This is a genomic window from Actinoplanes sp. NPDC026623 (assembly GCF_040638275.1).
In the GTDB taxonomy this organism is placed as follows: Bacteria; Actinomycetota; Actinomycetes; order Mycobacteriales; family Micromonosporaceae; genus Actinoplanes.
The window spans coordinates 74,229-81,470 of record NZ_JBEZXZ010000016.1 but is presented as its reverse complement, the minus strand read 5'-3'; the positions used below and the strand labels follow the sequence as shown (position 1 = coordinate 81,470).

Below are 7,242 nucleotides of genomic sequence, written 5' to 3'. Positions count from 1 at the left end.
CGAACTGCTGGTGGTTCGTTTTTACGCCGTTCGTGGGCACCCCCGGCCCCACCCTTGCGTTCGAGTTCCTTGCGCTGGGTTCCTGGTTGCTCGCTGCTGGGTGCATGGTTGTCCGGGTGGTCCCCTTGCGGTGGGGGATATGGCTTCCGCGTTGTGGGCGCGGTAGGAGGTTTGGTCGGGCAGGCCGGGGTGGGTGGTGGGTCAGGCGGACGTACCTCGCCGGTTGCGGTCAGCGAATCCAGCGCGACGCTGGGGTCCTTTTTCTGCCGGCTGAGGCCTGAAGATCAGCAATTGAGCGCTGTAGGGTTGTGGTCATGAGTGACGCGGCGCTGTCCTTCGGGTCTGAAGCTCGTCTTTACGACTCGATCCGGCCGACCTATCCGGTGGGGGCGATCGCTGCGGCGCTCGGCACGGAGGCGCTGCGGGTGCTGGACCTGGGGGCAGGAACCGGGTTGCTTACGGGGGCGCTGGTTGCGGCCGGCCATGATGTGGTCGGGGTCGAACCCGATGAGCAGATGCGTGCTGTCGCCGCCGAGCGGTGGCCGGCCACGCGGTTTCTCGCCGGCAGCGCCGAGGACATTCCGCTGCCGGACGGGTGCGTCGACGCCGTCGTGGTCGGACAGGCATATCACTGGTTCACGCCTGAGAATGCCCTTCCCGAGATTCACCGGGTGTTGCGTGACGGCGGCGTTTTCGCGCCGATGTGGAACGTTCGCGACGAACGGGTTCCGTGGGTCGCGGCGTTGTCCGGGATAGCCGGGAGCGAGGGGTCTGACCTGGACAACCCGTGGCCGTCCGGGCCGGTGGCGCCGTGGTTTACCGAGCCCACGTTGAGTGTGGTCGAGCATGCCGTCACGATCCGGACGGGCCGGTTGATCGACCTTGTGCGGTCTCGTTCCTACTATCTGACCGCGGACGACGCCGAGCGGGCCCGGGTCGATCGGGAGATCGGCGAGTTGGCCACCACCGATCCCGCGCTGGCCGGCCGCGACAGTGTCGAGATGCCCTACCGTGCCTGCGTTTACCGGATGCGCCGGGTCTGAATCCCCGGCCACCGCGGCGTGGTTTGTCCGGCCTCGGGTGAGGGCTCCGCGGTGGGTTGTCATAGGAGCTGAAGTGCAATCGGGACCGGAGGTCGTCCTCGAGACGGGGCGCCTGTTGCTCAGGCCCTGGCGGGAGACCGAGGCTGTTGTCCAGCGGGAGTTGTGGACCGAGCGTGATCCGCGGGTGCCGCGGCATCGGCGCATCGGCGCGGATGGGCGTCCCACGGTCGCCGAGCTTGCGGACTGGATCCGCGCCGACAGGCCGTCGTCGATCGGGTTGCTGGCGATCGAGCGGAAGGCGGCCCGTGACGTCATCGGCTACTGCGGGCTGATCGACGGCGAGCGGGGAGCGGAAGGGGAGCCGGAACTGGCGTTCGAGTTGCTGCGCCGGTTCTGGGGCCGGGGATACGCGACCGAGGCCTCGGTCGCGGTCATCGACTGGGCGAGGTCGTCCGGATACGAACGTCTGTGGGCGACGGTCTGGGATTGGAACGTCGCTTCCCGCCGGGTGCTGGCCAAGGTCGGGTTCGCCGAGACCGAGCGGAAGGACGTGGACGCGGTCTACGGGACCACCCTGTTTCTCACGAGGCGGCTCGGCCGCGCACGATCACCCTCCTCACCGTGATGGGACTTGTCTGCCCAGTTCGTGTGGGCCAGCCGGAGTCTGAGGAGATTCTCAGGCTTACTCAGCGCGGGCTCAGCGCGGGGCGCGGAGGCTCCGCGTATGAGGACCTCGATCCCCGGTGTTCGGCCCTGGGCCGTGATTGCCGCGCACGGTGCCGCGTTGGTCGTGCTGCCCCAGTGGTGTCTGGCGCGTCCTCGCGTTCGTGGCGGGCGTGCCGTTGTTGGAAAGGACCACCGGAGGCCATGGCGACCTCGAGGTCTTCACCGGTGCCTGGTATCAGGTGGGGCTGACCGTGTTCAGCGAGGCGCTCGCGTACCTGACCGTCGGGCTGGTCATGCCGTGGGGTGAGGTCGTACCCCGCTGGGTGCCGTGGCTCGGCGGCCGGCGGATCCCGATCGCGGCGGCGGGCGTGCCGGCCGGCGCCGGCGCGGCGGTGCTGACTCTGCTCTGGACCTACACCCTGGCGATGCTGATGACCGGTCACACGGTCGAGGGTGGCACCGATGTCGGGCTGCACCTGCACTCCTGGCAGTACGTCGCGTTCTGGCTCTCCTACGGCCCGCTTGTGCTGTGGGGTCCGCTGCTCGGCGCCGTCACGATTCACTACTACCGTCGCCGCCGGGCGATGCCGTTGCAGGATGTCCAGGGGCGTCGCGGCTTGGCACACTGGCGGACGTGACCGTGTCCCTGCACCACATCGTGATCGACGCGCATGACCTTCCGGCGCTGGCCCGGTTCTGGGCCCAGATGCTGAACTGGAGGATCCTGTCCGAACGTGAGCGCGAAGTCGTCATCGGCGCCGATGAAACCGCGCAGGTGGGAATCTGTTTCATGCCGGTGACGGACAGAAAGTCGGTGAAGAACCGGCTGCATCTCGACCTCACTCCCGGTCCCGACGGCCGGGATGCCGAGGTTGACCGGATTCTCGCGCTGGGCGCGCGTCGGGTCGACGTCGGGCAGGCCGGCACGGAGTCATGGACCGTGCTCGCCGATCCCGAGGGCAACGAGTTCTGCATCCTGCGTCCGAAAACGACACTCATCGCCTAGCTGCTCGCCCAAGACGGACCCGTAGGGAAACGGGTGATGGCCCGGCCAGTCATGGCGAACCTGTCGGGCCGAGCCGTGGCGACTGGCTTCGTGAGTTGGCGGATGTGCGGTGGGTCCGGCAGATTTGAGCTGTGACCCAACTCGTGGTCCTCACGGGCCCTATCGCGGCCGGTAAGAATACCGTTGCGGATGAGCTCGCCAGGCGCCTGACCGGCCGGGGCAGGACGGTGGTCGTTGCGGATGTCGACGACGTCGCAGCGATGGTTCGAACACCCGGCGCGGCCGCAGTGGACCTGTGGTTCGCAGCCCACGAGGCACATGGCGCTCTCGTCGGCCAGTGGATGCGTTCGGGCGTCGAGTATGTCGTGGTGGTCGGACCGATCTATACGGCCGAGGAACAGGCGGCCCTTACCGGGGCACTCCCGGACGGCGCGACCGTGTTGTGGATCGTCATAGACGCCCCGGTATCGGTGACGTTCACGCGGGCGCAGTCCGATCCAGGGCGTGGATTGTCACGCGACCCGGGGTTCCATCAAGCCGCACACCGCCGCTTCCGGGAGCTGCTGCCGGCGATCCCCGCCGATCACGTTTTCGACTCTGGGAGGCTCGAGGCAGAACGAATAGCGTCCGAGATCCTGGGAATGCTCGGCGTCCGATAACTGAGCCGCCTTCGGAGAATTCACTGCGGGTTCCGTGACACCGCCGCAATTGCGAGGCACCCCGCCGGTTGATGTCCGCCGTCCTTGGCACACAAACGTCCTCCGATCTGGATCTTTCAGCTCGCGTTCACCCGGCAGCCACCTACGGGGTCGCAGAAGCCGTCGTGCATCCTTAATGGTTGGCACATGAGAAACTGGAATTCTTCGAGCACCAGACGCTCGATGTCGGCGGCGGTTGCGGGGCTGCTCACGGTCGTCGCCACGCTCGTGGCACTGGTGACGCCGGCGCCGGCCATGGCGGCCGGCACCGGCTGGTACATGCTGGTCAACGATCTCTACGACGGGGTGAACGCGCCTGGACCCATGCGCTGCCTCAGCACCAACGCGCAGCCCCCGGCCGGCGGCAGCGGAACACACCAGGTGTATCTGGCCGGCTGCAACGCGAGCACTCCCGGACAGTGGTGGTGGATCGACTTCGACTGGGGCCGCACCGTCCCCCACAGCATCGAGGTGACGAACTACCAGAACTTCGACAACGCCGTCTGGGAACTCAGCAGCAACCTCAGCACGCCGCCGGGCAACTCTGCCGGTACCTACGCCGCCTACACCGCACAGAGGAACCAGGCCGACGGACACCAGTGGAGCATCTTTTACGACTCCGGGTCGGAGTTCAAGACCATCTTCGTCAGCAAGCTGAGTCCCTCCTACGCCCTGAGTGCGTCGGCGTCCAACCCGCTGCCGGGCGGTGGATACCGCGTCTACACCTCCCACCCCGGTTTTACCGCGGCGCAGCATTGGCGCCAGTACCAGCCGTCGAACCCGCCCGCCTGCAGCCCGTGCGGCCGGATCGACTGAGACACGTCCGCCGGCCGGCCAGGGTCACCCACTGACGATTCCTGACAATGGGGTCCGGTTGGCCGGGCCTCATTGCAGCAGGGAGCGCTCGTGGCGAAGGGCGGGCCGCCGACCGGCGACGCCGGGGAATGGAGGTCCACCCTCAATCGTCGGTAAGGCTGCGATTCTCGCGGTCCAGTGATCGACGTAGGTCTGCATCCCGTCGGCATTGCGAGGCATGCTTAACCAGTCCCAGGCGGCGTCGCGGATCTCCCCATGGGGACCATATGCCCCCGGCGCCGCATTTGACCTCGGCGGCGGAGCGCATTCCGGGCCTACGATGCCGCGGAGACCAGAAGATCGAGTGCAAATCTCATCGACCAGGTCCGCGCACCGGCGCTCGGCTCGTTTCATGATTGCTTGCCGGGAGCGCGAGCGGGCTCCGAAGCTGCTGCCGACGCTATCGGCATGAAGATCCACAACTGCGCCGGTCTAATGGATATCTCGGTACACAACGCCGACGGCATGGTGCCGGAAGCCGCGAACATCTGGTGCCAGTCTCGACTTCGGCGCGGATTCGGTGATTTGTCTTGAACGTCATGCGAAGTTCCTGCTGGCCATATCGTTGGCTGCACATGACGTCGCCTGCCACGATGGTCGCCGCGGCGCGCGTGGCTTCGCGACGTCAAGAACGGACGGGTTGGGCTGAGGCGAGGACGGCGATGCAGGAAGAACCGACACGGCACGATGAACCGGCGATGGTGGAAGAACTGATGTGGGTCAAACGGCCGGCCGGGGCGAACCTGTTTCACTCGCAGAAGGAACCGGGCAGTTTCACCTCTGGGTTCCGTACTCCGGATTCGGGGAACCTCGGGCAGTCCACGCTCCGGCCGGCTGCGCACCAAGAAGAGGTCAATTCGACTTGTGCTCCCCAGCCGAACATCCGATACACGGCGGATCCCCACTCCAGGGCCGGCGAGGAGTTCAGGGCGCTCCTGGCCCAAGCCGGTGTAGTCATTACCCGTGAGTTGATCAGGCGGGCCACGCCGGTTGTGTTGAAGTGGCTTGGCGACGAGGTGATTCCATCGGCCAAGGCGAAGCTGAAGGCCGTCAGGGATCGGACGGGTCGTCGGCGGACCACCATCGCAAAGGCGGCAGCCACTCGCGAGTCGGTGGCCTCTACCGGGCAGGAGACGGCTGCGCAACCACCGCCGGTAGACATGGTGCACGAAGCGGTCATATTCGGCACGCACAGGCGGGTCATGGGAAGGATGGAGGCGCTTGAGCGTCTCAGTGCGGCTCGGGCCGCCGAACTCTTCCGCGACGAGCAGCTGAGGATCGTCCGGGAGTCGCGGATCGTCGATGACGAGGACCTGCCGGAACTGGACGCCGCGGCAATGACGCGCGCACAAGCACCACTCGAAGCCAACGGTCCGTTGATACTCGAATCGACGGCATCGCCGGTAGATTTCCTCATGGCGATCCAGCTCAGCGATTTCCAGGACACTGATCGAGGACCGCGCGACGCCGTGCCGCGCAACCCTGCATGACCGACGGGCGCCGACCGTCTATCCGCCCAGGCCTTACCTCGGCAACCGCGCCGATCCGAGCAGATTCCCAGGGATCGCCTGCGGGATATGCGCCAGAACCCAATCTCGCGAACGGAGCCAGGATGGCTACCAGCGCTGTCGAGACGCTGAAAAATCCTGAGTATGGACGCCTGTGGGACCGGTTCCATCGGGAGTTCGCATTCCGCTCGGGGATGACAAGTGCAACCTGGCCCGCGATCAAGGAGCCGGTTGACTCCGTGACCTGGAGCCTCGGCGCGCTGGATGACGACCCGGGCCATCGGCGGCTCGACGGCATGGTGGCTGCCGTGAAGGCCGGGCTGTGGGCGTGCACTCCGCCGGAGGGCACTCTGCTGGTCCTGGATTGGCAACATCGGTGCTATCGAATCCGGCCGCATCACCTCACCGCGGCACACGCGCCGAAATGGCCGGCGAGCATGATGCCCGACGGCGACTACAACATCCATCTGGCCGAGGATTTCAGCTTCGGTACCTTCGGGCATCCTTGGGAATACACCATCTGTGTCATGGGGGAGTCCCTGCTCGCCGAGGTTGCCGACGCCTTGGACCGGATCCTCCTGCGCCGGGTCCGGGAGTCGGGAACACCCGTGCCTGGGCCGACACAGACCTCGTAACGCGATCGCGGGATCTGGACTGTGCCGTGGCACGGCCTGCGGCAGACTGCGTGGCGTGACGGTTGTGATCGCCCACGAGGTCCTGAGGCCGGGAAGCCGGCGAGCGCGGATCGGTGTGGACGGGAGCCGGATGCCGTGCCGCTGACCTGGCCCAAGTTGCCGTACGTCTTGGGAGCGCCGACCCGCCACGGAACGGCGTCGCTGTCGTTCGCCACGAACGCCACCCCGCCGCGCAAGCGTCCCTGGTGGCCGCGGAAGCGGTGACCGCGTCTGGTCGATCCGCGGCTTCCGGAGGAGCCGGCGGAGGTGATGGACGCCGGCGGCAGGATCCGTGACCCCGCTGGACTACCGTGCACGCGTGCCCAAGTCTGTTGACCTGTCGAGTCCGGCCTCGCGCCGGGAAGCGCTTAGGATGGTGGACGTCGGTGACCCGCGTCCCCACCACGCGATGCTGCGGGAGATCTTCGACCTCGAAAGGGTCTGGCGCGAAGGTCCGGACGCTGGCGACGGTGACGAGTTCGAGCAGATCTACGTGACAGCCTTTCTGCTCTTCCTGATCGGTGATCCCGCAGACTCGCCCCGCCTGTTCGCCGCGAAGTTCCGCACCGGCGACATGGACCTGGGCATCGGCTTCGACGCACAGGCCGTCTTCGGGGCGGGCCCGGACGAAACGCTGCGGTGGCTGAGGGAGAACGGCCACACCGAGGAGCACGCGCGGCTTTCCGAATGGTTGTCGCAGGCGGGGGATTCGGAGATCGAGGACTGGGCCCGGCAGGCACGCGCCTACTTCTACTCACCGGAGGGTGTTCTGCTCCTGGAGGAGCTCTGATT

Annotated in this window: 9 protein-coding genes; all 9 read left to right on the top strand. The window is 66.8% G+C overall.

What is annotated here, in order from left to right:
• Positions 1-314 precede the first annotated feature (314 nt).
• The 9 genes from AB0F10_RS07770 to AB0F10_RS07730 all read left to right on the top strand — a co-directional run bounded on the left by AB0F10_RS07770 (position 315) and on the right by AB0F10_RS07730 (position 7,240).
• A complete protein-coding gene (locus AB0F10_RS07770; protein ID WP_360621167.1) occupies positions 315-1,043 on the top strand; it encodes a class I SAM-dependent methyltransferase in 729 nt (242 codons plus the stop codon).
• A 73-nt stretch (positions 1,044-1,116) separates the two neighbouring features.
• Complete coding sequence (locus tag AB0F10_RS07765) at positions 1,117-1,668, top strand: GNAT family N-acetyltransferase (protein ID WP_360621165.1); 552 nt, start codon at positions 1,117-1,119, stop codon at positions 1,666-1,668.
• 211 nt (positions 1,669-1,879) lie between these two features.
• Entirely contained in the window at positions 1,880-2,347 is a 468-nt protein-coding gene (locus AB0F10_RS07760; RefSeq protein ID WP_360621163.1) for a hypothetical protein, read from the top strand.
• On the top strand, positions 2,344-2,715 hold the full coding sequence (locus AB0F10_RS07755; RefSeq protein ID WP_360621161.1) for a VOC family protein: 372 nt from the start codon (positions 2,344-2,346) through the stop codon (positions 2,713-2,715). Before AB0F10_RS07760 ends, AB0F10_RS07755 begins: the two co-directional genes overlap by 4 nt.
• A 131-nt stretch (positions 2,716-2,846) precedes the next feature.
• Positions 2,847-3,374: an AAA family ATPase gene (locus AB0F10_RS07750; protein WP_360621159.1), complete on the top strand. Its 528-nt coding sequence runs from the start codon at positions 2,847-2,849 to the stop codon at positions 3,372-3,374.
• A 222-nt stretch (positions 3,375-3,596) separates the two neighbouring features.
• Entirely contained in the window at positions 3,597-4,229 is a 633-nt protein-coding gene (locus AB0F10_RS07745; RefSeq protein ID WP_360621157.1) for a hypothetical protein, read from the top strand.
• A gap of 701 nt (positions 4,230-4,930) precedes the next feature.
• On the top strand, positions 4,931-5,758 hold the full coding sequence (locus tag AB0F10_RS07740; RefSeq protein WP_360621155.1) for a hypothetical protein: 828 nt from the start codon (positions 4,931-4,933) through the stop codon (positions 5,756-5,758).
• A gap of 122 nt (positions 5,759-5,880) precedes the next feature.
• Entirely contained in the window at positions 5,881-6,411 is a 531-nt protein-coding gene (locus AB0F10_RS07735) for a DUF2716 domain-containing protein (protein ID WP_360621153.1), read from the top strand.
• A 331-nt stretch (positions 6,412-6,742) separates the two neighbouring features.
• Positions 6,743-7,240 carry a hypothetical protein gene (locus AB0F10_RS07730; protein ID WP_360621151.1) on the top strand — a complete coding sequence of 166 codons (498 nt, stop codon included), beginning with the start codon at positions 6,743-6,745 and terminating at the stop codon, positions 7,238-7,240.
• Positions 7,241-7,242 lie beyond the last annotated feature (2 nt).

What these genes read in the sequence shown, in the direction of transcription:
- AB0F10_RS07770 (WP_360621167.1), top strand. Translation starts at nt 315, where the DNA reads ATGAGTGACGCGGCGCTGTCCTTCGGGTCTGAAGCTCGTCTTTACGAC.
- AB0F10_RS07745 (WP_360621157.1), top strand. Translation starts at nt 3,597, where the DNA reads ATGTCGGCGGCGGTTGCGGGGCTGCTCACGGTCGTCGCCACGCTCGTG.
- AB0F10_RS07740 (WP_360621155.1), top strand. Translation starts at nt 4,931, where the DNA reads ATGCAGGAAGAACCGACACGGCACGATGAACCGGCGATGGTGGAAGAA.
- AB0F10_RS07735 (WP_360621153.1), top strand. Translation starts at nt 5,881, where the DNA reads ATGGCTACCAGCGCTGTCGAGACGCTGAAAAATCCTGAGTATGGACGC.